Origin of the sequence: Ochrobactrum sp. MYb379, assembly GCF_037479515.1 — a bacterium.
Lineage (GTDB): Bacteria > Pseudomonadota > Alphaproteobacteria > Rhizobiales > Rhizobiaceae > Brucella.
In genome coordinates, this window is the sequence record NZ_JBBGYW010000007.1 from 98,363 (window position 1) to 124,026 (window position 25,664).

Below are 25,664 nucleotides of genomic sequence, written 5' to 3' on the forward strand. Positions count from 1 at the left end.
TTTATGGATATGACACCACCAACATCTCCGCGTATCGCCGTCGCTTTTGGCGGCGGTGGTGCGCGTGGTATCGCCCATATCCATATTATCGAAGTGCTTGACGAACTTGGCATCAAGCCAGTGGCGATTGCTGGTTCGTCCATCGGTTCGATCGTTGGCGCTGGCATGGCCAATGGCATGAGTGGCGCTGAAATACGCGAATATATGGCGGCGATTTTTAATCGCCGTTCCGAAGTCGCCCGTCGTATGTGGCAGGCGCGTCCTGAACGCTGGGTGGAACTGCTCAAAGGCGGCTTCCGCGTCAGCCAGTTCAATCTTGAAAAGATATTAGACGTCTTTCTTCCGGCATCATTGCCAGAAAATGTCGAGCAATTGAAAATCCCGATGAGCATAACTGCCTCAGATTTTCATGCCGCAACAGAACTCAACATTGAACAAGGTGATCTGCGTTCGGCAATTGCTGCGTCCTGCGCTATCCCCCCTGTTTTCAGGCCGGTGCGTCGCGATGGGCGCATTCTCGTTGATGGCGGACTGCTTAATCCGGTTCCGTTTGATCTGCTCTTCGAAAAGGCTGATATTGTTATCGGTATTGATGTTGTTGGTGCGCCGGTTGGCCCGGATGATTATATGCCGACCACGATGGAAGCTGTCATGGGAGCCAATCAGCTCACCATGTGTTCAATCATTGAGAACAAGTTCCGCAACCGTCCACCGCATATTTTCTTGCGCCCGAATGTCGAGCGGATTGGCCTGTTGGACTTCCTGAAATTCGAACAGATACTGTCGCAAACAGCACCCATTCGTGAAGAACTCAAACAGGCGTTGGATACAGTTTTAAGCGGCAAGCCTGCCGCTGCCGCTTCCTGATTTATTCAGCCGCAACAGCGGCTGAAGATGTGCTTTCATCCATATCGTGACCGCCCTTGTCGATGCGCTGACCTTCGCGTGCAGGCTTCACCAATGGTTCCGGTGTAACTGGCTTGTTGAAGAGCAGGTGGCGCCCAGCCATGATTCCTTCTGATGCCTGCACATGCAGACGATCCTCGTCGCGCTGGCGCACATCTTCGCGAATATTATAGGCCTCGGCTTCCGATACGCCCAATCCTTCCAAAGTGCGCTGACCAAACAAAAGGCCCGATTCGAAAGTTTCGCGCAGTTCATATTCCACGCCTTGCGCGCGCAGTTGCAGCGTGTGTTCACGGTCATAAGAACGAACAAACAGACGGACATCTGGATATTCAGACTGGATCAGATTAACGATCCGGTTAGTGATTTCCTTCTTATGCGTACAAACTGCGACGAGTTTCGCCTTGCGTATGCCAGCAGCTTCCAACACATCCTTGCGGGTGCCATCGCCAAAATAAATGCGGAAACCGAATTTCCCGGCAGCACGAACGCGATTGGGTGAGTTATCGATCACCGTCACGTCGATGCCACCTGCGAGCAATATCTGCGCCGAAATCTGGCCGTAACGCGAAAAGCCGATCATCAAAACGTCTGCGCCTGCACCATCGAAATCCTCCTCGATAACCTCCTCTGTCTTCTCCTTGATGAGAAGTTTCGAGCCGATGAGAACGGAGAGCGGAGTTAGTGCCATTGAGACGGTGACAGCCGCAACGAGTTCAGAGCTCAGCTCATTTGAAATGACGGCTGCGGCGGCGGCTGCGGAAAAAAGCACGAATGCAAACTCGCCGCCCTGTGGCAGCAGAAACGCAACCCGGATGGCATCATTGTGCTTTGAGCGGAATATCCGGCACAAAACATAGGTAATGGCCGCTTTAACGATCATAAAAATCGGAACAGCAATCAGGATTGTCTGCCAATATTGCAAAATGACTGTGAGGTTGAGTGAAAGCCCCACGGCTACGAAGAACAGACCAAGGAAAATACCGCGGAATGGTTCGATATCAGCCTCAAGTTCGTGACGATAGGATGATTCAGCGAGAAGCACGCCTGCAATGAACGCGCCCATAGCCATGGAGAGTCCAGCGGCTTGTAGCAGGCTTGCTGATCCCAACACCACAAACAAGGCGGCTGCGATCATGACTTCGCGCGCGCCGGTGTTGGCGATGATCCGGAACATCGGGTTGATCAGATAACGTCCGGCGATAACAAGCGCCGCGATTGCTGCGATAGCTGTTGCAAGGTGAAACCCGGCGCTGGCTTGGGACGGCTCATTTGGGGAAAGCGCCGGAATAATTGCCAGAATCGGCACGATCGCGAGATCCTGAAACAACAGAATCGCGAAAGCGCGCTGACCATGTTTCTGGTTGGTTTCTGCACGATCTTCCAGCACCTGCATGGCAAAAGCTGTCGATGACAGAGCAAGACCAAAGCCGATTATAATCGCCGCTTCAGTGGTCAAACCTGCAAGATAGATGCCGAGTGCGGCAAGGGCAGAACCTGTCAGTATGACTTGCGCCGCACCTAAACCGAAGATCGCATGACGCAAAGCCCAAAGACGTGAAGGCTTTAATTCAAGCCCGATGACGAACAGCAGGAACACCACGCCAAGTTCTGAGAAATGCAGCAGATCTTCGCCATCAGAAATGAGACGTGCCACCGGGCCGATCACAATGCCCGCCGCGAGATAGCCGAGAACAGTCCCAAGGCCGAGCCGTTTGAACAGCGGAGCCGCGATAATCGCGCCGCCCAGAATCATCAGCGCTTGTAAGTAGAGACTTCCGCCAGTTGGGACCATGATATGCTCTTGGAATTCGAAGAATGTGAGGGCTTCCCTTGAAGCCATCTGATTTCAGCCATATAGAAACACGATATGTCTCTAATCAGTCCGATGTCGAATAATTTGACATAAGTTTTTTGCAAATTCCGATTACGGCTGGTTACATAGCGTGGTTTCCTACTGGACCCAACGTTAATTTCAATCTTGGATTATACAATGATTTCAGACAATTCATCGGGTAAATTTGTTGATCGCGCGGCGCAGCTGGTGGCTGCTGCAAAGCGCGCCGGGGCAGATCATGCTGACGCAGTTGTGATCCGCGCTCGCTCGGTGAGTGTTTCTGTTCGGCTTGGCAAGGTCGAGGGAACCGAATCGTCCGAAAGCGATGATTTTTCTCTGCGTGTATTTGTGGGTCGCCGCATCGCCAGTGTTTCGGCCAATGCAGGTAGCAATCCAGATCAACTGGCAGAGCGTGCTGTCGCTATGGCGCGGGTGGCACCGGAAGATCCGTTTGAGCAATTGGCTGATCCAGATTTGCTCGTCAGGCAGCCACGTGATCTCGATCTCTTTGACGCGACCGAAATTGATACCGCGCGGTTGACAGCCGATGCACTTGCAACTGAAGAGGCGGCACGTGCGGTTGCTGGCGTAACCAATTCGGGTGGCGCAGGCGCATCGCGCAGCATGGGCGGTCTGGTGCTTGTCACATCATCCGGCTTCTCTGGCGAATATGCGGCAACGCGTTTTGGTCGCTCGGTGTCTGCGATTGCAGGTGAAGGCACAAAGATGGAGCGCGATTATGATTTCAGTTCGCGCCTGCATTTTGCTGATCTTGATACGCCGGAAAATATTGGTCGTAGCGCTGGTGAACGCGCTGTTCGTCGTCTTGGAGCGCGGCAGGCCAAAACAGGCCCAGTCAATGTTGTGTTCGATCCGCGTTTGGCGCGCGGAATTGCAGGGCATCTTGCAAGTGCGATCAATGGCGCGTCTGTCGCGCGTAAGACCAGCTTTTTGCGCGATAGTCTCGGCAAGCAGGTTCTGAAATCCGGCATCAACGTCACCGATAATCCTTTGCGCATTCGCGGATCGTCGTCGCGTCCGTTTGATGGCGAGGGCATTGAAGGCCAGCCGCTCACAATGGTTGAGAATGGCGTGCTGGCACATTGGCTGCTGTCGGGTTCGAGTGCACGTGAACTTGGCCTCATCGGCAATGGGCGCGGTGTGCGTTCTGGTTCTGGTGTATCACCTGCATCTACCAATTTTGCGATTGAGCCGGGTCTCAAGACGCCGGAAGCGCTTATTCGTGCGCTTGGAACTGGCTTTTACGTGACGGAAGTCTTCGGTCAGGGCGTTGATATGATCACTGGACAATATAGCCGTGGCGCGTCGGGCTTCTGGATCGAAAACGGTGAACTGGCTTATCCGGTGAGTGAGGTAACGATTGCGTCCAATCTCAAAGATATGTTCCTGAACATGACGCCCGCTTCCGATATAGACCGGAACTTTGGCATGACCGCCCCGACACTCGTGATTGAAGGCATGACCCTTGCCGGAAATTGAGAAACGAAAAGATATTCAGAACGAACTTGAACTTCTGCGTCACGCAGCGCGTGAGGCAGGTCGCATTGCCATGCGTTATTTCGGCCAGTCGCCGGAAGTCTGGTTCAAAGAAGGGCAGTCGCCGGTTAGCGAAGCTGATTTCGCGGTCGATACCTATTTGAAGCAGGTTTTGCTCGAAGCACGGCCCGATTACGGCTGGATTTCAGAAGAAACAACGGATGATCGTGCGGATGCGGTGCGTCGACGTTCTTTTGTGATTGATCCGATTGATGGTACGCGTGGTTTCATTAATGGCCAGTCTCAGTGGTGCGTGAGTCTCGCAATTGTCGAAGATGGCAAACCGATTGCGGGTGTGCTGCAATGCCCGGTGCTCAATGAGGTCATTGAAGCTGGCAAAGGTTTTGGTGCTTCGCAAAACGGATTGCCGATCCAGACGCGCTTGCCGCCTCCCGGAGAAAAAATCTCGATGGCTTCGGCAAAACGCATGGTTGATGTGCTGCCGGAAGGCTGGCGCGACCGCGTGATCGTCCATCCATATGTGCCATCCCTCGCTTACCGGATTGCAATGGTGGCACGCGGCGATATTGCAGGCACCTTCATTCGGCCAAATTCGCATGATTGGGACTTGGCTGCAGCTGATCTGATCTTAAGTGAGTCGGGCGGGGCGTTGCTAAATCACGATGCTCAGCCGCTTCATTATGGTGGACCAACGTTGCAACACGGAGCATTGGTGGCATCCAGCGGAAACCTTTTGCAGGAAATGTTGAGTGTTGTAGCCGACTGGCCATTAAGCTAATCATGCCGCAAAACAAGTAATTTCAAGGGATATTATAATGAGCGTCGAAGGCGACAAGAAGCAGCTTCTTCATCTGGTGTTTGGCGGTGAGCTGACAAAGCTTGGGACCGTTCAGTTCCGTGATCTCGATAATCTCGACGTTGTCGGTATCTACCCGGATTATGAATCGGCCAAGACTGCATGGAAGTCCAAGGCGCAGCAGACCGTTGATAACGCACATATGCGTTATTTCATCGTGCATTTGCATCGTTTGCTCGATCCGGAAGGCGTTGATCTGAAAGCGGAATAAACGCTTGTCTGGTTCACGCGACCGTTCTGATGGCTTTGCCAAGCGCTTGTGGCGCCGCATTCGCGGCCCGCTTGCGCGTTCGGCTGTCGTGAAATCTGCGCTGGTGCAGTTGATTTCCGGCTATCTGAAATTCGTACGCTTGACCAATCCGCCGCGCAAAGGCTCGGCGGATATCAAGGTTCTTTTGCGTGAGAATAGCCCGTCGATCATAACCTTCTGGCATGGCCAGCATATTATGGCTCCGGTTGTGCGTCCGCATGATTTGGCTGTCGTTGCCATGTTTTCTAAAAGTGCAGATGCAGAGCTGAACGCGCGTATTGCTGAAAAGTTCGGCTTTATCACCGTGCGCGGCTCTGGTGGACGCGGCGAAGGGAATTCAGCGAAAAAAGGTGGTGCGCGCGCACTTCTGACATTGAAAAATGCGTTGAAAAAGGGACAATCGGCATCGATGATTGCCGATATTGCTCACGGTGCGGCGCGGGAAGCTGGCGAGGGAATTATTTTGCTGGCCAAGCTTTCAGGTCGGCCAATAATGCCTTTTGCATATGCTTTTTCGCGGAATCATGTTTTGCATAAGACATGGGATAAGACCACTATTCCATTACCGTTCGGACGCTCGATGATTGTGTGCGGAGAGCCGGTCTGGGTGGATGAAAATGCCGATGAGGCACAACTGGAAGAAAAGCGCATGGAACTGACGCGACAGCTGAATGACGCGACGAACAGAGCCTATGCTGCATTGGAGGCAGGTAAATGAGTGAACGATGGGCGCGAAACATGTTGTCGGCCTATCGTATGCTCGGCTCTGCCGCTTATCCCTTTATCGGCACCTACATTTCCTACCGTGCCTCGCGTGGCAAAGAAGAACGCTCGCGTCGTCGCGAGCGCTATGGCAAGACATTGATTGCCCGTCCGCAAGGACCTGTGATCTGGGCGCATGCTGCCAGTGTGGGTGAATCGGTCGCGATGGCACCGTTGATCGAAAGCATTGCTGCAACGGGTATCCATATTGTCATGACGACCGGGACAGTTACCTCTGCAAAGCTTGTCGCGGATCAGCTCGGCAATCAGGTCATTCATCAATATGCGCCGCTTGATCTGCAACCAGCCGTCAATAATTTTCTCGATCACTGGAAACCTGATCTGGTGATTGGCTGCGAATCTGAAATCTGGCCAGCAACTGTGCTGTCTCTTGGCACGCGGCATATTCCGCAGGTTCTCGTCAACGGTCGCCTTTCTGACCGCTCGTTCGCGTCATGGCAGAAGCGCCCGGAACTGGCAGAGGCTTTGTTTGAAAATTTCGCGCATGTGATTGCGCAATCTGAACTCGATGGTGAGCGTTTCCGGACACTTGGCGCACGGCCTGTCAGTGTTTCTGGCAATCTTAAGGTTGATACAGCTCCGGCTCCAGCCGATCCGCAGGCACTGGCTGCATTCCAGCATCAGATTGGTGGACGTCGCACCTGGGCAGCGATCTCGACACATGACGGTGAGGAGGAAATCGCCGCCGAAGTGCATCAGATGCTGAAAGTACGTTATCCGCGTTTGGTGACGATAATCGTTCCGCGCCACCCTAACCGCGCGCCCGCTATTGAAGCCATGCTCGCTGAAAAAGGTTTGAAGGTTGCAGCGCGCAGCCGTGGCGATGTGATCGAAGCGGATACCGATATTCTGCTGGGAGATACGATCGGCGAAATGGGGCTTTATCTGCAACTCACGGAAGTTGCCTTTATCGGCAATTCGCTGACCAAAGAAGGCGGTCACAATCCGCTCGAACCAGCGATGATGGGGACTGCTGTTCTTACTGGCAAGAATGTTCAGAACTTCCGTGATTCTTTCCAGCGCCTCATTAAGAATGGTGGCGCGCGTGTTGTGAAAGATCGCAATATGCTCGCAGGCGCAATCAATTTTCTCTTCAATAATCCCGAACACCTGAACACGATGATCCGTGCGGGTGCTGATACGGTTAAAGATATGCGCGGTGCGCTTAACCGCACGCTCAATTCGTTGGAACCGTTCATTCAGCCGTTGGTGCTGCAAGCGCAATTGCCGGGAAATCGCAATGAAGCGGCTTTCATCCATGGCGGCATCTGAGCATGGCGAGCGAGGCACCCCCCTTCTGGTGGGGAAAACCTGACTGGCGTGCGCATAGTCTCGCGCCGCTTGCGTGGGTTTATGGAGGCATTGCCGGTCGCAGACTTCTTAAAACTGAGCCACCAAAGATCGCAGCTCCTGTTTTATGCATTGGTAATTTTACGGTCGGCGGTGCCGGCAAGACGCCAACTGCAATAGCTTTTGCAAAAGCTGCAAAAGAACGTGGCCTTAATCCGGGCATTGTTTCACGCGGTTATGGCGGCGATTATAAAGGGCTGCATATTGTTGACCCGTCAAATGATAGTGCCCGTCACGTTGGTGACGAGCCGCTTTTGCTGGCGCGTCATGCGCCGGTCGCACTCTGCCCCGACCGACTAAAATCAGCGCAGGAATTGCTGGCACGCGGTTGTGATTTCATCATTATGGATGATGGCTTTCAGAGTGCGCGTCTTCATCCTGACTTTGCGCTGCTGGTGGTTGATTCCACGCGCGGCATCGGGAACGGCAAGGTCATTCCTGCAGGCCCACTGCGCGCACCGTTGATTGATCAGATGCGCAAGACCGATGCGCTTTTGCGTATAGGTCAAGGCAGTGAGGCTGATTATGCGGTGCGACAGGCATCGCGGGCCGGGCGTCCTGTCTACGACGCGCAGTTGATACCTTCATCATTAGGGGAAGTTTCTGGCAAGCGCTGGTTGGCTTTTGCAGGAATTGGCAATCCGTCGAAGTTTTTTGCAAGCGTGAAGCAAGCTGGTGGTGAAGTTGTAGAAGGCCAGACATTCCCGGACCATTACAGCTATCAGCCTGACGATATTCGTAGACTAATCGAAACCGCAGAAAAACTTGGCACTGGGCTGATTACCACCGCCAAGGACCATGTTCGACTGGCAACTATGCGTGACGTGCCCGACGACTTTATGCGCAAACTGGCCGTATTTGATATCGATCTGGAGTTTGAACGCAAAGACGCGCTGCGCCAGATTCTTGATAAAGCCGCTGAGCGGTTCAAAGCCCGCTCATTAGGCGTTGTTTAAGCTTTCTTACGGCTGCGCAGTTCAGGATTAAGTTCCAGCTCACGCTCATAGGAAATAAGGCCGGACGCATAGGCTTCCTGTCGCGCAACGCTCCAGTATTTCAGCTCATCAAGCGGAATCTGCACAGCCGAAACCGCACATACAACATACGAGCCGTGTTTGACGATTTCAAAATCGCCATCAAGATAGCGCAGGACGGCTTCTGAAGAGCGTGGTGATTCAAATTTATTCATTGTGTAATTCCTTGATGCAAGAAAAGTCTTAGCGCCTTCCGAACAAGCGTTCAATATCAGTAAGCTTCAGCTCGATAAAGGTCGGGCGACCGTGGTTGCAGGTGCCCGATCCGGGTGTTGATTCCATATCGCGCAAGAGCGCGTTCATTTCTTCCGGTTTCAGGCGGCGCCCCGAACGCACTGAGCCATGACATGCCATGGTTGCGGCTACATGATTGAGCATGGCCTTAAGACCATCGGATGTATCATGGTCAGCAACTTCATCGGCCAGATCACGGATGAGTTGCTGCACGTTCATCTCACCTAGCATTGCAGGTGTTTCGCGAACGGCGATTGCGCCGGGACCAAACTGTTCGATCCCTAGACCGAAGCGCGCCAGTGTTTCCGCATGAGTGGCGAGCCGTTCGGCATCGTCTTCTGGCAGATCGACAATTTCGGGGATTAGCAGCATTTGTCCGCGAATTGGTCGCGAATGCAGTGCATTTTTCAACGCTTCATAAACAAGACGTTCGTGCGCGGCATGCTGATCCACGATTACAAGGCTGTCTTCGGTTTGCGCGACGATATAATTCTCATGAACCTGCGCACGAGCAGCACCCAAAGGCTTTTGCATCAACTCGACCGGGGCGTCCGCGATCGTGGCGCGCGCATCGGCAGCAGGCGCTGCAAAAGTTGAAATCGTAGCCTGTTCGTCTTCGCGAAAGGCGCGTGGGTTATCTAAATCAAGCGGCTTATGCGCAGGGTGAGCGGTCTGCGGTGACCATTCGCTACGCGGTGTGGCCGTGGTTGCTGGTCGCCACGATGGTGTTGCGTAAGTGTTGGTCGTTGTGCGTGGTTGGAAACCTTCAGCCCGAAACGCCTGTAACATCGCTTCCGCACCGCTGGTTGCAGGACGAATGCCAGATTGTGCCAGCGCCTGTTTGATCGAGCCAACGATTAGTCCACGCACCAGACCCGGATCGCGGAAACGAACATCAGCTTTAGCCGGATGCACATTCACATCGACTAATGCCGGATCAATTGTCAGAAATAGCACGGCTACCGGATGGCGATCACGCGCGATTACGTCGGCATAGGCACCGCGCAGCGCACCAAATATCTGCTTGTCGCGGATAGGACGCCCGTTCACATAGGCAAACTGGTGCAGTGCATTGCCGCGATTAAATGATGGAATGCCAGCAAAACCAGCCAGTCGTACCCCGTCGCGTTCGGCATCAATATGCAGTGCATTATCGGAAAATTCTTTGCCAAGAATTTGCCCGATACGTTCTAGTGTTGCATCGACGCCGGTGCCTGTTGCGGGCAATTCAAGTGGGGTACGGTCGGTGCCTGCAAGTGAAAAGCGTACGTGAGGAAAAGCGATTGCGACTCGTTTGATTACATCGGTGATCGCTGTCGCTTCTGCGCGGTCGGTCTTCATGAATTTGAGACGGGCCGGGGTTGCGTAGAAAAGATCGCGGACTTCGGCAATCGTGCCGCGATTAAGCGCTGCCGGACGTGGACCTTCCAGATGTCCGCCGCTCACGGTCACCTCAAAGCCGGATTCTGCATCCTGCGGGCGGGATTTGAGCGATAGTTTCGAAACCGAGCCGATGGAGGGCAATGCTTCACCACGAAAGCCAAGGGCACGAATATCGTTCACGTCATCGGTAAGTTTCGAGGTGCAATGTCGTGAAACGGCAAGCGAAAGCTCATTCGATGGAATGCCCGAACCGTTATCTGTCACGCGCAGTAACGTCTTGCCACCACCAGCCGTCACAACCTCAATGCGGGTTGCGCCCGCGTCGATTGCGTTTTCGACAAGTTCCTTGATCACACTGGCGGGGCGTTCAATCACCTCGCCAGCTGCGATCTGGTTAATAATGGTTTCGCTTAAATGCTGGATCGTCATGTTGCGATTATAGCGGATTCGCTTTCGCGAAGAACCGCTAATTCGACATCATCTTGATCAGCTGCGCCCATAAATATCGTCGAAGCGAACAATGTCGTCTTCGCCGAGATATTCGCCGCTCTGCACTTCGATCAGAACCAGTGGCAGAATGCCGGGGTTTTCCAAGCGATGTTTGAAGCCGCATGGAATATAGGTGGACTGGTTGTTGGTGAGCAGGATTTCGCGTTCGCCATTGACGACCTTGGCCGTTCCAGAAACGACGATCCAATGCTCCGAACGATGGTGATGTGCCTGCAGGCTGAGACGACTGCCGGGCTTCACTTCAATGCGCTTGATCTTGAAGCCATCGCCCTCTTCAAGGACTGTATAGGTGCCCCATGGACGGTGTGCGGTGCGATGCAGCTTCGCTGCTTCATGACCCTGTGCACGCAGCTTGTTGAACACTTTGCGAACGTCTTGCGCCTTATCGCGATGGGCAACCAGAAGTGCATCCGGTGTATCGACAACCAGCAGATCATGAACGCCTACGAGACTTACAAGCCGGGTTTCGGAAAGAACAAAGCTATCGGTGGTGTCCTCAAGAACGGTTTCACCACGCAATCGATTGCCTTCTGCGTCAGGCTCAATCAGATCTGCCATTGCAGCCCATGAACCAATGTCCGACCAGCCGCAAGATACGGGAACGCAGGCAATGTTGTCGGCCTTTTCCATAACGGCATAGTCGATTGAAATTGCGGGTGTTGCGGCGAACTGGTCTTTTGCAATCTCAAGCGTTTTCGTTTCGCCATTAACGCCACGACGCGCAGCATCGAGGGCTGCTTTTGCACCATTGAGAACGTCAGGCGCATGAAGCTGCATTGCGTCGATCATGGTTGCAGCCTTGAAGCAGAACATGCCAGAGTTCCAGTAATAGCGTCCGCTATCGACATAGCTCTGTGCCGTTGCAGCATCCGGCTTTTCAACAAAGCGCTGGACGTCTTCGCCATTGACTTCGATATAGCCAAAGCCTGTTTCCGGATGGTCAGGTACAATGCCGAACGTGGCGATTCGGCCCGTATCTGCAAGCTTGCGAGCTTTGAGCACTGCTTCACCAAACGCGTCCTCATCTTCAATCAGATGATCGGCGGGCATAACCAGCAAGGTTGCGTCAGCGCCATAGGCCGATGCGGCCTGAAGCGCTGCAAGGGCTACGGCTGGAGCTGTATCGCGACCAAGTGGTTCAAGTAGGAATGTGTTTTCGATCTTGCGTGCATTCGCTGCGGCATAGGCATCCAGCGTCAAAAACAGGAAATCTCGATTGGTGACAGTCAGGATTTGATCGACACCTGCAAGATGTGATGCGCGCGCATAGGTTTTGCCAATGAGTGTGCCGCCGTCAGGCAGTTCAATAAAGGGCTTTGGGTGTGCGTCGCGCGATAGCGGCCAAAGTCTCGAACCAGAGCCACCGCTGATGATAACCGGAATAAAGCTCATTTGCTGTTCTCATCCTTCGTTACGTTACGGGCGATCTCAAGTCCCATGGTCAAAAGTTCTGCGGCCTGCTCTTCAGTCGCGGCTTCTACGTAGCAGCGCAGTTCTGGTGCGTTACCCGATGCGCGATAGTGAATTGCGTTGCCGGATGCAAAAAACAGTTTCACACCGTCGATTGTTTCCAAACGAATAATTGCGTCCGTTAAAGGAAACAGGTTTAAGCGTGCCTCCTCCTGCGTGATGACAGAAAGGAATGCGGCAGTTTTTTCTTGAGCAACGTTTTGCAAGCGGTCGCTAAGCGCAATGCGGAAACCGTAGCTCTGGGCGATTTCAGAGAGTGGCTTCTGCGTTTCCTTGATCGTGCTCAGACATGCGAGAATTGGCAGCAGCGCATCGCGGGTTGGCAACGCAGAGAGTTCATGTCCGTTTTTCTCAATGCTGCTTCCAAGCAGCACACCGCCATTCGCTTCAAACCCAACGACGCTATTGGCATTTTCGCTCAGCGCTTGCTGCATGCCAGCAATCACATAGGGCGAACCGACACGGGTACGCAAAACGCGGGTGAATTTTCCGCATTCTTCCAAAGCAGTATTCGAGGTAACAGGAGTGACGATCACATCAGCGCCTACCCATGCTGCCGTAATTGCACCGACAAGATCGCCACGCACAAAATGCCCATGTTCATCGGCAATAAGCGGACGATCAGCATCGCCATCGGTTGAGACGATAGCATCGAAGTGATTCTCGCCTGCCCATGTTGCGAGAAGGGATACATCTTCCTGTCGCAGCGCTTCGGTATCGACTGGCACGAATACATCAGAGCGGCCAAGGGTGGTAGTTTTTGCGCCAAGAGCGTCGAGCACTTTCGTGAGAAGGTCACGGGCTACTGATGAGTGCTGATAGACGCCAACTTTCAAACCTGCGAGGCTGTTTGCGCCGAACAGCGTGATATAGCGCTCGGCATAGGCATTGATTGCCCGATCGCTTATTGGCAAATTTTCAGCTTTGCGCGCAACAACATCATCGGGCAGGGCTGCATAAGCAGCGCTGATCGCCGCCTCATCATCTTTGTCTATTTCCCCATCCGCACGGTAAAATTTTAGACCATTGCGATCATCTGGAATGTGACTGCCGGTGATCATGATACATTGCGCATTTTGCGACATAGCATAATAGCTTAGAGCTGGTGTCGGCAGGACGCCGCAATTAACCGGTGTGAAGCCTGCATCTTCGATAGCGCCTATCGCGAGGGCAGCAATATCCGGGCTTGAAGGGCGCAAATCCTGCCCGACAAAAACCTTGTCGCCTGCGTTCAGGCTTCCGCGAGCCCGAAGCATCTCAACAAATGCCAGCGAATAGGCATAGGCGGGCAATCCGTTAAGCTCGGTTGCAAGGCCGCGCAGGCCGCTTGTGCCGAATTTAAGAGAATTGCCTGTCATATCTTGCTCAAACCTGTTTTAGAGATGAATATCAATATACTGCGCCGCGTCTCCTATCGCGTATATTTTAGGCCGTTTCAATCATTGCATGTTTACGTGGTTATCGAGAACTTTCTACTCACGTATAATCACGGTGGGCAGGCAGGTTGAGATCCGGCAGACTTTCGGCCTGTACGACCGCACGGGCCACGGCCTGCGCCATAACAGTCGCCGCAATCGCACCGATTGCAGTTACATCAGCTTCAACCCCAGTTGCCTTGCCTGTCGAGAGCGCAAAGATAGTATCGCCATCCCACATTGTGTGGATCGGGTTAATCGTTCGTGCAAAGCCATCATGCGCCATGCCAGCAATTTTTTTCAACTCGGCTTTGTTAAATGGGACATTGGTTGCAATTGCGCCAATAGTTGTATTGGCACCTGCCGATTTCACAACATTCCGGCCCTGCATGATCGCATTCATAATGTTGCGGAAGCCTTTGCCATCTTCATTGCGCGCACCAGCGAGAATCTGCTGCGAATTGGGCGCATAAACATCGCCCACGGCATTAACGGCAACAATCGCACCGATCACGATCTCTGTGCCGGGCACCTTATAGCTTGCCGTACCTAGTCCGCCTTTCATGGCATAGTCCATGCCAAACATTTTGCCGACGGTCGCACCTGCACCTGCGCCGATATTGCCTTCGTTCGAAGCTTCTGCTTTGGCCGCTTTGCACGCGAGGTATCCTGCTTCATCATCAGGGCGGACAGAAAAATCACCAACGCCCAAATCCATGAGCACTGCGGCTGGAACAATCGGGACCACGCCTTTGCCGATTTTGAAGCCTAGGCCGTTTTCTTCCAGATAGCGCATTACGCCGGTTGCAGCGTTCAGACCGTATGCGCTGCCACCTGAGAGCATGACTGCGTTTACCCGATCAACGAGATTTATAGGGTCGAGCAGGTCAGTTTCACGGGTGCCGGGCGCTGAGCCGCGCACATCAACACCGGCTGTCGCACCTTCTTCGCAGAGCAAAACTGTGCAGCCGGTCGGACGCTTGCTCATTGTGTGATGTCCAAGCTTTATTCCCGGTACATCGGTGATGCTCCCGCCCATCAGTTCCAGCATTTGTGTGTCTCCCCCGCTTTCGGCTCTCGCCTGACTGACAATGAACGGTATTGTCCCAAGTCCTGCAAGTGATTTCGTAAATGTTCGTCTGTCCATAGCTTGTCCCCCCGGATGACTTTTAATCCGTCGTAATATTCTTCTCTTGTGAACGACGAAGACGCAAGACGTCCGCGACAAAAGTGCGGGAAAGAGCATGATAAAGTGGCTCATGAGAAACCAATCGGGCGGTTCCGTAGCCGAGCATGGACGCACACATTAGCGGGATAACATTGTTATGGTTGCCGGTCATTTCCAGAATAATCACAAAGGCTGTCATTGGGGCTTGAACAACACCCGCAAAATAGCCTGCCATACCAAGCACCGCTGCGAGGCTTGTACTGGTGCCGAGCAGCAGTCCGACGGTGCTGCCAAGGCCAGCGCCCACAGCAAGCGAAGGGGCAAAGATACCGCCCGGAATGCCCGAAATCATCGAAAGAAGGCCGGCGACGAGCTTTTCTACGAAATAGAAGGGCGGTAGTGAAAGCCCTTCGACCGCAGAGCGTGCCTGATCGTAACCTGTGCCAAAGGTTGCTCCGCCGGATGCAATGCCGATCACAGCGACAGCGAGACCGCACAGGCCTGCAATCATCACTGTCCCGCGAAGCGGTGCTTTTAGCACGCGGCGTCTTACGCGCTTTGTGAGGCTTAGTGCAAAGGCACTGAAAGCAGCACCAAATGCGCCACCAATCACACCGCAGCTTGCTACCAGAACCCAGTCCGTATTGGTCGTTACCGTAACGGTCGTGAGGCCGAAATAATTATAATTCCCCACAAGTCCGAGTGAGGCCAGCCCCGCGAGAATAACTGCCGATAGCACAAGGCCATTGGTGCGCGCGGCATAGGCGCGCCCCATTTCTTCGATGGCGAAGACAATGCCTGCGAGGGGCGTGTTGAAGGCCGCAGCGATCCCCGCAGCAGAACCTGCGAGAATGAGACCGCGCGCATGTTCCATGCTACCTATACGGGCTGATAACAACATGATCGAAGCGCCAACCTGTACGGTTGGTCCCTCACGCCCGATTGACGCACCCGAGAACAGTCCAACAATTGTCAGAATGATTTTTCCGAATGCGATTCTGAGTGACAGTAGGAGAGAGCGGTCTTTGGGATTGTTGAGGTGTCGTGCTGCGATGGCTTGTGGAATGCCGCTGCCGCCAGAGCCGGGGAAACATGTAATTGCAATACACGAGCAAAGCATGAAGCCAAGTGGCGTAATGATGAGTGGTAGCCATGCCCGCCATGCGCTTTCTGTGCCGTCGGTCAGATTTTTGAAAAGGCTCTGAGCAATATCAGCAGCTTCGGCGAAGGCGACGCTGATAAGGCCGATTGCGATAGCACCGCACCAGAATACAAGACGCGGCTTCCATAAGCGTGGGTTCATCCACATTGCATGAGAACGGCGAAGCAGCGGTAATCGACGATATGATTTACGCATTTTGGCCCCTTTTGGGCTCATTATGAAAATTACGCTCAGCGAATTATCATAAAAATTGCAGCCAGTAACTCAAACTTGTCCGCAAAAGACTTTCCAACCAGTCATAAGCATGTTACCAGCCGGTGCCAATTCAACATGTAACGAAGTGCAGTCGCAGCTCCCGGATTCCTTTCCGGCGGAGGCGGCTTTTCTCATTCGGTAAAACCGGTAAAGGAATTGGCAATGGCTAAAATCGTGGAATCTTCCACCGGCGCTCTCGCTCTCACCTTCGATGATGTGCTTTTGCAGCCCGGTCATTCCGAGGTTATGCCGGGTCAGGTTGACCTGCGCACCCGTATTGCCAAAGACATTGAACTGAATCTCCCACTTCTTTCGGCCGCTATGGATACGGTCACAGAATCGCGTCTTGCCATCGCAATGGCACAGTCGGGCGGCATCGGTGTTATTCACCGCAATCTTACCCCTGAACGTCAGGCCGAAGAAGTCCGTCAGGTTAAGAAGTTCGAATCCGGCATGGTTGTAAACCCTGTTACCATCGGACCGGATGCAACACTGGCTGATGCGCAGGCACTTATGAAGGCGCATCGCATTTCCGGTATTCCAGTTGTCGAAAATGGTGCGAAAGGCCCGGGTCGATTGGTTGGTATTCTGACCAACCGCGATGTGCGTTTCGCATCTGATCCGGCACAGAAGATTTATGAGCTGATGACCCGCGAGAATCTCATCACGGTTCGCGAAAACGTCAATCAGGACGAAGCCAAGCGCCTGCTTCATGCGCACCGCATTGAGAAGCTATTGGTCGTTGACGATAAGGGTCGTTGCGTTGGCCTGATTACCGTTAAAGATATGGAAAAGTCGCAGCTCAATCCAAATGCTGCCAAGGACGCGCAGGGCCGTCTGCGTGCCGCTGCTGCAACGAGTGTTGGCGAAGATGGTTATGAGCGCGCTGAGCGTCTGATCGATGCTGGCGTCGACCTGCTGGTTGTTGATACGGCCCATGGCCATTCGCAGCGTGTTCTCGATGCGGTTGCTCGTATCAAGAAGGCTTATCCAAATATCGCTATTCTGGCCGGTAATGTTGCGACTGCTGGCGGTACACAGGCATTGATTGATGCCGGTGCGGATGCTGTTAAGGTCGGTATCGGACCAGGTTCGATCTGCACCACGCGTATCGTTGCAGGCGTTGGTGTTCCGCAGCTTTCGGCAATCATGTCAGCGGTTGAAGCAGCGCATAAGCAGAATATTCCGGTGATTGCTGATGGCGGCATCAAATTCTCCGGCGATTTCGCCAAGGCACTTGCCGCAGGTGCAGTTGCTGCCATGGCTGGTTCGCTGCTGGCAGGCACAGAAGAAAGCCCGGGCGAAGTTTATCTGCATCAGGGGCGTTCGTTTAAATCTTATCGCGGTATGGGTTCGGTTGGTGCAATGGCACGTGGCTCTGCTGATCGTTATTTCCAGGCAGAAGTTCGCGATGAACTGAAGCTCGTTCCTGAAGGCATCGAAGGTCAGGTTGCTTATAAGGGCCCGATTTCCGCCGTTCTGCATCAGCTTGCGGGTGGTTTGCGTGCTTCAATGGGCTATGTGGGCGCAAAGACGCTGGAAGAGTTCCGCGAGAAGGCAACCTTCGTGCGCATTTCCAATGCCGGTCTGCGCGAAAGCCATTCGCATGGCGTGGCAATCACTCGCGAAAGCCCGAACTATCCGGGCGGTATGTAATATCATACCCTCTGTTATAACATATTAAGGCGGCCTTTATGGCCGCCTTTTTCATGACGCAAGACTTGCAAGCTCCACATCATTAACGAAAAGGGTTTCTGCGCTTTCCACGATGCAGTCTGCCAGCGCCTGAAAGTCTTTGCGGCGTTTGCTCTGTCTGCGCCAGAAAAGAGCAATTTCCCGCTTCGGCTGCTCACCGTCAAAAGGGATAATGCGCATATGATTGCTGCGTGCTTCTGCGCGAACGGCGATTTCGGGAATAAGTGTCAGCCCCATTCCGTGGCTGACCATTTGCAGCAAAGTTGTCATGCTAGTTGCCCCGTACCGCACCAGTTGCCGCTGTGATGGCAGTGAGCAAACCGCCAGCGCCTGATCTCGCATGCAATGACCTTCTTCAAGCAATAATAGCCGGTCGAGTGCTGCACTGTCCTGCGTCATAGGCGATGAGAGGACCGTCTGGTCGTTGCTTGAGGTGGCGATCAGAAAACGATCATCAAACAGCTTGAGATGCGCGAGACGATCATCTGCAATCGGCAAAGCCGCAACGATGGCGTCGATTTCGCCAGCATTTAACTCATCTAGCAGTTTTGCTGTCACACTCTCACGCAATTGCAGACGAAATGACGGGTGCTTCGCTCGTAATAGCGGAATGAGATGCGGCACCAGATAGGGCGCTACGGTGGGGATGATTCCCAACCGTAGCTGAGTTTGCAGAAGCCCTTTGCTCTGCGCGGAGATTTCTTCGAGCGCATGCAACTCTTTCAGAATAGTGCGAATGCCGGGCAGCAGGTCGCGCCCAAGCTCCGTCATAATGACTTTACGTTGCGAGCGCTCGAATAGGGGCGCACCCGCCACAGCTTCCATTTCAGCAATCTGTGCCGATAGCGCAGGTTGCGAAATATGCACGAGTTCAGCCGCTTTTCTGAAATGCAGTGTGGTGGCGAGCGCATCGAAATAGCGCATTTGTCTGATCGTAAACATGATAAGAAAATCTTATCAATAATAACAAAAAAAGCAATTGGAGATTATATTTGGAATAAGTCTAAACTGCGTGCGTTACCCAGCCAGTATGTGAGCCCGATGAATAGCAACACACAAAAGCCAGGCTGAATGCTGGATCGACCAATAGATTTTTTAGGAGGGAAGTTCCCATGGCAGACCGTCCGATTATGACCACAAGCGCTGGTGCGCCTGTTCCGGATAACCAGAATTCCCTTACCGCTGGTGAGCGCGGACCTGTTTTAATGCAGGATTACCAGCTGATCGAAAAGCTGACGCATCAGAACCGCGAACGCATTCCTGAGCGTGTTGTGCATGCCAAGGGTTGGGGTGCATTTGGCACACTCACCATTACTGGCGATATTTCGAAATATACCAAAGCCAAAGCATTGCAGCCGGGTGCAAAGACACCGATGCTGGCGCGTTTTTCGACCGTTGCCGGTGAGCAGGGTGCCGCAGATGCCGAGCGCGATGTTCGCGGTTTTGCGCTGAAGTTCTACACCGAAGAAGGTAACTGGGATCTTGTTGGCAACAACACGCCTGTGTTCTTTGTGCGTGATCCAGTGAAGTTCCCTGATTTCATCCATACCCAGAAGCGTCATCCTAAGACAAACCTGCGTTCGGCAACTGCCATGTGGGATTTCTGGTCGCTTTCGCCAGAAAGCTTGCATCAGGTGACGATCCTGATGTCGGATCGCGGCCTTCCAACAGATGTTCGCCACATCAATGGATATGGTTCGCATACCTATTCGTTCTGGAATGATGCTGGCGAGCGTTATTGGGTGAAGTTCCACTTCAAGACCCTGCAAGGCCACAAGCATTGGACCAATGAAGAGGCTGAACGTGTGATTGGTCGTACGCGTGAATCCACGCAGGAAGACCTGTTCACCTCTATCGATAAGGGTGAGTTCCCAAAGTGGAAAGTTCAGGTGCAGATCATGCCGGAACTCGATGCGGACAAGACGCCCTACAATCCGTTTGATCTCACCAAGGTCTGGCCGCATGCGGACTATCCGCCGATCGATATTGGCGTGATGGAATTGAACCGCAATGCGGAAAACTATTTCACTGAGATCGAAAATGCGGCTTTCTCACCGTCCAATATTGTGCCGGGTATCAGCTATTCGCCAGACAAGATGTTGCAGGGACGCTTGTTCTCCTATGCAGACGCTCACCGTCATCGCCTTGGCACACATTATGAGAACCTGCCGGTCAATCAGCCAAAGTGCCCTGTGCATCACTATCACCGTGATGGTCAGATGAACACCTATGGCGGCATCGCAACGGGCAACCCGGATGCTTATTACGAGCCAAATTCGTTCAACGGCCCGGTTGAGCAGCCTTCTGCCAAAGAACCGCCGCTGCGTTTGGGCGGTGATGCAGATCGTTACAATCATCGCATTGGTAATGACGACTATTCGCAGCCGCGTGCCTTGTTCAATCTGTTTGATGACGGCCAGAAAGCGCGCCTGTTCTCAAACATTGCAGCAGCGATGGGTGGTGTTCCTGGCTTTATCGTTGAACGTCAGTTGGCGCATTTCAAGCTGGTTCATCCAGACTATGAAGCCGGTGTTCGCAAGGCATTGCATAACGCCCATGGATATCAGGCTTAACCCCTGAAGAAAAAGTTGCATTGCTATTATAGTTGGCAGTGCAATTACTACAACTTTATTATTATGAGAAAAAAATGTTTAAGAAATTAACTGCCGAGTTTATCGGTACTTTCTGGTTAGTATTTATTGGATGTGGAGCTGCAGTCATTTCCGCTGCGTTCCCGGGACTTGGTATCGGTATAATCGGCATTGCGCTGGCATTTGGTTTAGCCTTAATGTCAATGGCATATACACTTGGTGGGGTTTCTGGCGGACATTTTAATCCCGCTGTAACACTGGGTTTTGTTGTTTCCGGTCGGTGCTCTCCTAAAATTCTAATAGGTTACTGGATAGCACAGGTAGCAGGCTCAATAGTCGCTGAGTTTGTTCTTTATCTTATTGCATCAGGCAGAGCAGACTTCGTCGCAGGTGGATTTGCCAGTAATGGCTACGGTTACTTATCGCCAGGTGGTTATAGTATGGCTGCCGCTTTAATCAGTGAAGCTGTCTTGACTGCAGGGTTCATCTTTGTGATTTTGAGTGTTACCTCAAGTGAGGCACTTGCTGGTTTCGCCCCTATTGCAATTGGTCTTTGTTTAACGGCTATCATATTAATGTCAGGACCAGTGGCTAACACATCTGTCAATCCAGCGCGCTCAACAGGCGTTGCACTCTTCGCAACCGTTGCTGCTCTTAATCAGCTTTGGCTGTTCTGGGTAGCTCCGCTTGTTGGAGGTGTATTCGGCGGTGTTATGTGGAAGACATTGTCGGCCAAAGAAGCTGCTTAGTAGTTTGGCATATCCGTCTCGATGAAGTCATTTTCAATGCTAAATTCTGATTGTTTTTAGCATAAGGGTTATTAAAACGGCATTGGTTGGCCTTCAATATGCTTTGACCAGATCGCATTTGCGTTAGGTCAGGATTGCAACGAATGGCCACCAAGGCAGGTGTGAAAGCTATCATCGGACATCGGCGCGGCAACCGGCTATAAAAGCCTTGCCGCGCCGTTTGATCGATAGCGCTGTGATCGGGCCTAGTCTATTAAAGACATGCAGCCTAAGAACTGTCACCAATTTTCAGCCGTGAAAGCAAAGTGAGTCCTGCGGTGAGGTCTTCCATTCCGAGCCCGCCCAAACACAGTCGGATCCCAGTTTCCTCGTCATTACGATCAGCACGTATTGCGTCTGGCTGGGTAACAACAACACCGAGTGCCGTGGCAGCTGTCTCGAATGCTTCTGCATCCTTATGGGACATGGGTAACCAGGCATGAAAGGCGTTTTCATTGGTCATGATAACTCTATCGTCAAAAAAGGATCGGGCAATTTTGACCCTTTTTAAAGCCTCGGCCCGCAAAGTGTCGCGTACTGTTTCCATCACACCACTGGTGAACCACTCTTCGAGAAGGGCATAATCAACTGGAGAAGAAGATAATGGCAGAGCTCGTAAAGCTTCTTCCGCATGTTCCTTCCAGCTTGATGGTAAAACCAAAACGCCTAAGCGGAGCCCTGGACTTATCGACTTAGATAAACTGGTAACATGAAACACGCGATCCGGTGACAGAGCGACGAGCGGAGGATTGTCCGGGTTGGCGCCCAATGTATAGACACCATCTTCAACAATCGGAACGTTTCTCTTTTTGCAGATATCAACGATTTGCTTTCTGCGGGTAACCCCCATAGAAATTGTGGTGGGGTTGTGCAGCATGGGTGTAAGATAAACGAGCCGACGACGACCACTGTTCTCTGCTTCAGCGAGAACTCGATCAAGATCATCCGGCATCATACCTTCTGCGTCGATATTTACGCTTCGCATAGGGTGGCCGCGATAGCGCGCGAGTGCGATAGCTCCCGAATAGCTAAGACGTTCTGTGATAATCAGTCCGTTGCCACCGCACAGAATATCAAAAGCAAGCCAAAGTGCCTGTTGACCGCTTCCGGCCAGTATGATCCGTTTTGCTTCCGCTTTGATGCCCAGTGTTTCAAGCCAACGTGCCAATAAACGCCTATGTTCATTGTGGCCAGCAGGTGGCGGGTAGAGGTTAACATGCGCGGAATTTATTTTTCTGGAAATTGTAGACAGCGTGCCAGCCAATAGTCGATCACTGAGCATAACAGGCAAGCGGTTTACAGAGAAATCAATTGCTGGGCCCTTCCATGATTCAAATACTGCAACAAATGTACCGCTGCCTTTTACGCTTTTTGCCAGTCCGCGCCGTTCCAGCATTGCATAGGCTTTTGTGACTGTTCCAACCCCGAGGTTTAGCTTCCAAGCGAGATCGCGGTGTGCGGGTAATCTGTCGCCACCGAGTAGTCTCCCTGATAGAATGTCTTCTGAAAGGGCCTCTACAAGGCGATTTGCAGGGCTGTTACCATTTTCTGATAGGCGGGGTGACCATGGTGACTGAAGACGCATATATTTAACCCTGCGAAATACAATAGAGGCACTTATTACAGATGTGCTATCTTACGGGAAACAGTTCCGTGCGTAATAATTAAATTGTGTTATGAGATTTTTAAAAATACATTTCATTCTCTTTCGCAATTTAAAGTTTTTTGTTTCGGTGGGTTATTAAATGTTGCGGAGGGTTTTTCCGCGTCTTTACGTTTAACGGTAGTCAAATTGCGATCCGAAAGAGATAATAAGTGCCGCCATAATCGGCTACTTAAAATGCATTGAATACTGAAATTTCGGAGCTGAGGGAAAAATGAAAATTAAGAATTTCTATCTCGTCATGGCTGTGGTGGGAACGATTTTACCTTGGTTGATGTTTGGGTCTTTTTTCTTAACGAATGGGCCTGATATTCCTTTATTTATGCGATCGTTATTTATCAACGGAGCAGCAGGTGGTTTCTCCGTGGATGTCTTTATTTCTATCTTTGTATTCTTGATTTGGTCTTGGCGCGATGCGTCTAAACAACAAGTTGGGCGCTGGTGGCTCGTTCTTCCAGCTAGTTTCCTTGTTGGTCTCTCATTGGCTTTGCCGCTTTACCTCTATTTGCGCGAGCGGAACTAATCCCGGGTCGTTTGCGACGAGTGTTTGACTGTTGACCATTGTGTCTATCGGAGGTTCCCCTTTTGGGACCCCAAACCGATGAATCATCCCATTCTGATTGAAGCGATATTTTGATGTGAGCAAATCTATTCCGCTTGACAGCAATCGGGAATCTGTTTCATTGTTCAATATAGTGCATTGCGTTCAACTAATTGAACGGACTGTGTGTCATACTAGATCATACTGCTGTTTTTCTTAAAGCGCTCGTAATTATTTGGAGGAGAAACTTTGACGATCAATCCGTTTGAATTCCGGACCGTTCCATCAATTGAGATGGCATGGGGAGGTGCGCAGCGTTTGGGTGAAATAGCTGCTGCACGCTTTTCTCAGCGCAATGCGTTGCTTGTTACCGACGAAGGCCTAATCAAAAGCGGCCTTATTGGGCCTATTGCAGAAAATCTGCGCCAGGTTGGTTTCAAGATCACGATTTTTGATAAGGTCGTTGCAGATCCGCCGGAGGCTGTCCTTAATCATTGTGTTGATGAGGCAAGAACAGCGCAAGTTGATATTGTGATAGGACTTGGTGGAGGCTCGTCGTTAGATATTGCTAAGCTCGTCGCGGTATTGGTGAAATCTGATCAGCCTCTTTCTGAAATGTATGGAATTGGAAAAGTACAAGACGCGCGAGTGCCGCTTCTGCTGATTCCGACGACGGCTGGTACAGGATCCGAAGTCACCAATATTTCAATCATAACCACTGGTGAAACTACCAAGATGGGGGTTGTTTCACCTCAGCTTTATGCGGATTTTGTATTGCTGGATGCTGAGCTGACTATCGGCCTGCCACAGATGCATACTGCTGCCACTGGCATCGATGCGATGGTACATGCCATTGAAGCCTACACAAGCAAGCATAAGAAAAATCCATTATCTGATGCGCTTGCCCGTGAAGCACTGCGGTTGCTCGGAGCTAATCTGATTACGGCGTGTAAAGATGGCTCTGATAGGGGTGCAAGAGAGGGAATGTTATTGGGAGCAACGCTGGCAGGGCAGTCTTTCTCAAATTCGCCTGTAGCCGCTGTCCATGCTCTCGCTTACCCTCTTGGTGGGCACTATCATATTCCGCATGGTCTCTCGAATGCGCTCATGCTTGGGCCAGTGTTGCGATTTAATGCGACTGCTGCGGCACCTCTTTATGAAGAGCTTGCTGATGTCATGGGCGTTCGTGGGGCAGGAGATACGAATGCGCGATCGGAAGCATTTGTGGCCCATATGCAAAGGCTTATGGACGAAAGTGGTGCACCACGGCGTCTCCGAGATGTAGGGGTTACTGATAATAGCCTTGCGATGCTTGCTTCTGATGCGATGAAGCAAAGTCGCCTGCTAGTAAACAATCCCATTGAAGTTAAAGAAGAGGATGCACTCGCGCTTTATCGCGAAGCATTTTGATCACCAGAATATATAAATTGTTATCATGAGGAGGACATTCATGACAGATATTCGGCTTTATATGCTCCAATCAGGCACCTTGAAATGCAAAGTACATAATATCAAAATGAACCAGGGGAATGGTGCAGATTATGAAATTCCTGTTCCATTCTTTTTGATCACACACCCTGATGGTCATACTATTATTGATGGTGGCAATGCCATTGAGGTTGCGACAGATCCACGAGGTTATTGGGGTGGAATCTGTGACGTTTACTGGCCAGTTTTAGACAAAGATAAGGGCTGTGTTGATCAGGTAAAGGCTCTGGGTATCGATCCTGCCGATGTAAAGTATGTATTGCAGTCGCATCTTCATCTGGATCATACAGGTGCTATTGGCCGCTTCCCGAATGCGACCCATATTGTTCAGCGTTCGGAATATGAATATGCCTTTACGCCAGACTGGTTTGCAGGCGGTGGGTACATCCGAAAAGACTTTGATAAGCCGGGCCTTAAATGGCAGTTCCTCAATGGTACACAAGATGATTTTTATGACATCTACGGTGATGGAACAATAACGACTATTTTCACTCCAGGTCATGCACCCGGACATCAGTCATTCCTCATTCGATTGCCAAATAGTAAGCCCCTACTTTTGACAATTGATGCGGCATATACGGTTGATCATTGGGAAGAAAAAGCACTTCCAGGCTTCTTGGCATCGACTGTTGATACGGTTCGCTCCGTTCAAAAAATGCATACAGTTGCCGAGAAAACTGGTGCTATTGTGGTAACTGGTCATGATCCTGATGCTTGGGCAGGTTTCAAAAAGGCGCCAGAGTTTTACTCATAAAAATATAGATTGC

Annotated in this window: 22 protein-coding genes; 13 read left to right on the forward strand and 9 right to left on the reverse strand. The window is 51.9% G+C overall.

Annotation, left to right across the window (positions count from 1 at the left end):
• Positions 1 to 3 precede the first annotated feature (3 nt).
• A complete protein-coding gene (locus WH356_RS15260; protein WP_421566516.1) occupies positions 4 to 867 on the forward strand; it encodes a patatin-like phospholipase family protein in 864 nt (287 codons plus the stop codon).
• 1 nt (position 868) lies between these two features.
• Here the strand turns inward: WH356_RS15260 and WH356_RS15265 are convergent, their stop codons facing one another.
• On the reverse strand, positions 869 to 2,701 hold the full coding sequence (locus tag WH356_RS15265) for a monovalent cation:proton antiporter-2 (CPA2) family protein (protein ID WP_339512247.1): 1,833 nt from the start codon (positions 2,699 to 2,701) through the stop codon (positions 869 to 871).
• 198 nt (positions 2,702 to 2,899) lie between these two features.
• On the opposite strand from WH356_RS15265, the gene WH356_RS15270 reads away from it, so the two are divergent.
• The 6 genes from WH356_RS15270 to lpxK are packed head-to-tail and all read left to right on the forward strand — an operon-like array spanning position 2,900 to position 8,456.
• Positions 2,900 to 4,243, forward strand: coding sequence for a TldD/PmbA family protein (locus tag WH356_RS15270; protein WP_339512249.1), 1,344 nt, complete (start codon positions 2,900 to 2,902; stop codon positions 4,241 to 4,243).
• Positions 4,230 to 5,039, forward strand: coding sequence for a 3'(2'),5'-bisphosphate nucleotidase CysQ (locus tag WH356_RS15275; RefSeq protein ID WP_339512251.1), 810 nt, complete (start codon positions 4,230 to 4,232; stop codon positions 5,037 to 5,039). The genes WH356_RS15270 and WH356_RS15275 overlap by 14 nt, the downstream gene beginning before the upstream one ends.
• A 37-nt stretch (positions 5,040 to 5,076) precedes the next feature.
• A complete protein-coding gene (locus WH356_RS15280; RefSeq protein WP_339512253.1) occupies positions 5,077 to 5,328 on the forward strand; it encodes a DUF4170 domain-containing protein in 252 nt (83 codons plus the stop codon).
• A 4-nt stretch (positions 5,329 to 5,332) separates the two neighbouring features.
• Positions 5,333 to 6,085: a lysophospholipid acyltransferase family protein gene (locus WH356_RS15285; protein WP_339512255.1), complete on the forward strand. Its 753-nt coding sequence runs from the start codon at positions 5,333 to 5,335 to the stop codon at positions 6,083 to 6,085.
• Complete coding sequence (gene waaA / locus WH356_RS15290) at positions 6,082 to 7,422, forward strand: lipid IV(A) 3-deoxy-D-manno-octulosonic acid transferase (RefSeq protein WP_339512257.1); 1,341 nt, start codon at positions 6,082 to 6,084, stop codon at positions 7,420 to 7,422. The genes WH356_RS15285 and waaA overlap by 4 nt, the downstream gene beginning before the upstream one ends.
• 2 nt (positions 7,423 to 7,424) lie before the next feature.
• Positions 7,425 to 8,456 carry a tetraacyldisaccharide 4'-kinase gene (gene lpxK / locus WH356_RS15295; RefSeq protein ID WP_339512259.1) on the forward strand — a complete coding sequence of 344 codons (1,032 nt, stop codon included), beginning with the start codon at positions 7,425 to 7,427 and terminating at the stop codon, positions 8,454 to 8,456.
• Here lpxK and WH356_RS15300 read toward each other — a convergent pair.
• From WH356_RS15300 to WH356_RS15325, 6 genes are all read right to left on the reverse strand, one after another.
• The gene (locus tag WH356_RS15300) at positions 8,453 to 8,689 is read right to left on the reverse strand and encodes a DUF2093 domain-containing protein (RefSeq protein ID WP_339512261.1); all 237 of its coding nucleotides are present in this window, start codon (positions 8,687 to 8,689) and stop codon (positions 8,453 to 8,455) included. The genes lpxK and WH356_RS15300 overlap by 4 nt on opposite strands.
• A 28-nt stretch (positions 8,690 to 8,717) precedes the next feature.
• A complete protein-coding gene (gene mutL, locus WH356_RS15305) occupies positions 8,718 to 10,580 on the reverse strand; it encodes a DNA mismatch repair endonuclease MutL (RefSeq protein WP_339512263.1) in 1,863 nt (620 codons plus the stop codon).
• A 57-nt stretch (positions 10,581 to 10,637) separates the two neighbouring features.
• Positions 10,638 to 12,053 carry a mannose-1-phosphate guanylyltransferase/mannose-6-phosphate isomerase gene (locus WH356_RS15310; protein WP_339512265.1) on the reverse strand — a complete coding sequence of 472 codons (1,416 nt, stop codon included), beginning with the start codon at positions 12,051 to 12,053 and terminating at the stop codon, positions 10,638 to 10,640.
• Positions 12,050 to 13,489 carry a phosphomannomutase gene (locus WH356_RS15315; protein ID WP_339512267.1) on the reverse strand — a complete coding sequence of 480 codons (1,440 nt, stop codon included), beginning with the start codon at positions 13,487 to 13,489 and terminating at the stop codon, positions 12,050 to 12,052. The genes WH356_RS15310 and WH356_RS15315 overlap by 4 nt, the downstream gene beginning before the upstream one ends.
• Positions 13,490 to 13,607: 118 nt before the next feature.
• Positions 13,608 to 14,693 (reverse strand): P1 family peptidase, encoded by a 1,086-nt coding sequence (locus WH356_RS15320; RefSeq protein ID WP_339512269.1) that lies wholly within the window; start codon positions 14,691 to 14,693, stop codon positions 13,608 to 13,610.
• Positions 14,694 to 14,715: 22 nt separating this feature from the next.
• Entirely contained in the window at positions 14,716 to 16,071 is a 1,356-nt protein-coding gene (locus WH356_RS15325) for a chloride channel protein (RefSeq protein WP_339512271.1), read from the reverse strand.
• A gap of 222 nt (positions 16,072 to 16,293) precedes the next feature.
• Between WH356_RS15325 and guaB the strand changes: the two genes are divergently transcribed.
• Positions 16,294 to 17,787: an IMP dehydrogenase gene (gene guaB, locus WH356_RS15330; protein WP_339512273.1), complete on the forward strand. Its 1,494-nt coding sequence runs from the start codon at positions 16,294 to 16,296 to the stop codon at positions 17,785 to 17,787.
• 51 nt (positions 17,788 to 17,838) lie between these two features.
• Here guaB and WH356_RS15335 read toward each other — a convergent pair whose 3' ends face one another.
• Complete coding sequence (locus tag WH356_RS15335) at positions 17,839 to 18,768, reverse strand: hydrogen peroxide-inducible genes activator (RefSeq protein ID WP_339512274.1); 930 nt, start codon at positions 18,766 to 18,768, stop codon at positions 17,839 to 17,841.
• Between the two features lie 170 nt (positions 18,769 to 18,938).
• On the opposite strand from WH356_RS15335, the gene katA reads away from it, so the two are divergent.
• Both katA and aqpZ read left to right on the forward strand, forming a co-directional pair.
• Complete coding sequence (gene katA / locus WH356_RS15340) at positions 18,939 to 20,399, forward strand: catalase KatA (RefSeq protein ID WP_339512276.1); 1,461 nt, start codon at positions 18,939 to 18,941, stop codon at positions 20,397 to 20,399.
• A 74-nt stretch (positions 20,400 to 20,473) separates the two neighbouring features.
• Positions 20,474 to 21,166: an aquaporin Z gene (aqpZ, locus tag WH356_RS15345; protein WP_339512349.1), complete on the forward strand. Its 693-nt coding sequence runs from the start codon at positions 20,474 to 20,476 to the stop codon at positions 21,164 to 21,166.
• 268 nt (positions 21,167 to 21,434) lie between these two features.
• On the opposite strand, the gene WH356_RS15350 is transcribed toward aqpZ, so the two are convergent.
• Positions 21,435 to 22,790 (reverse strand): aminotransferase-like domain-containing protein, encoded by a 1,356-nt coding sequence (locus tag WH356_RS15350; RefSeq protein ID WP_339512278.1) that lies wholly within the window; start codon positions 22,788 to 22,790, stop codon positions 21,435 to 21,437.
• A gap of 292 nt (positions 22,791 to 23,082) precedes the next feature.
• On the opposite strand from WH356_RS15350, the gene WH356_RS15355 reads away from it, so the two are divergent.
• The 3 genes from WH356_RS15355 (at position 23,083) to attM (ending at position 25,651) form a co-directional block, all read left to right on the forward strand.
• Entirely contained in the window at positions 23,083 to 23,391 is a 309-nt protein-coding gene (locus tag WH356_RS15355; RefSeq protein ID WP_339512280.1) for a DUF2834 domain-containing protein, read from the forward strand.
• Between the two features lie 267 nt (positions 23,392 to 23,658).
• Positions 23,659 to 24,819 carry an iron-containing alcohol dehydrogenase gene (locus tag WH356_RS15360; protein ID WP_339512282.1) on the forward strand — a complete coding sequence of 387 codons (1,161 nt, stop codon included), beginning with the start codon at positions 23,659 to 23,661 and terminating at the stop codon, positions 24,817 to 24,819.
• A gap of 40 nt (positions 24,820 to 24,859) precedes the next feature.
• Entirely contained in the window at positions 24,860 to 25,651 is a 792-nt protein-coding gene (gene attM, locus WH356_RS15365; RefSeq protein WP_339512284.1) for an AttM family quorum-quenching N-acyl homoserine lactonase, read from the forward strand.
• The last annotated feature ends 13 nt before the right edge of the window (positions 25,652 to 25,664 follow it).